This window comes from Acidisphaera rubrifaciens HS-AP3 (assembly GCF_000964365.1).
GTDB lineage: Bacteria > Pseudomonadota > Alphaproteobacteria > Acetobacterales > Acetobacteraceae > Acidisphaera > Acidisphaera rubrifaciens.
In genome coordinates this window covers 1-349 of sequence record NZ_BANB01001067.1, presented here as the reverse complement: position 1 = coordinate 349, position 349 = coordinate 1, and the positions used below count along the sequence as shown (strand labels likewise).

1 pseudogene is annotated in these 349 nt (G+C 75.6%); it reads right to left on the bottom strand.

The window, feature by feature from the left end:
* Positions 1 to 242: pseudogene (locus B8460_RS20060) on the bottom strand (hypothetical protein); the annotation flags it as partial.
* Positions 243 to 349: the final 107 nt, after the last annotated feature.

The following is a 349-nucleotide window of genomic DNA, read 5'->3' as shown; positions in this document are numbered from 1 at the left end:
CCGCGATCCGGGCGCGCCCTAGCGGCGGGCGCCCGCCACGCGTCGTAGCGGTGCATGAGGTCGTCGAACAGAAAGTCGGCGCTGTCGGCATAGCCGGCGGCGGTCATGTGGACATGATCGCCCCGGCCCAGATGCTCGCCCACCCAGCGGACCATGGCGCACGGCCCGCCCATCGCGGCGGACCAGTCCCAGAAATACCAGCCTTCCTCGCCGGCCACGGCGTGCTGCGCGGCGGCGATCATGTCCACCTGCGCCGGGCGCGCCCAGACCGGAGCGTAACGCGCGACGGACCGGCCATGTCCGCGGCCGGCGCGCGCATGGCCGTGCCGTCCCGCCGGGCCGCCGGCCC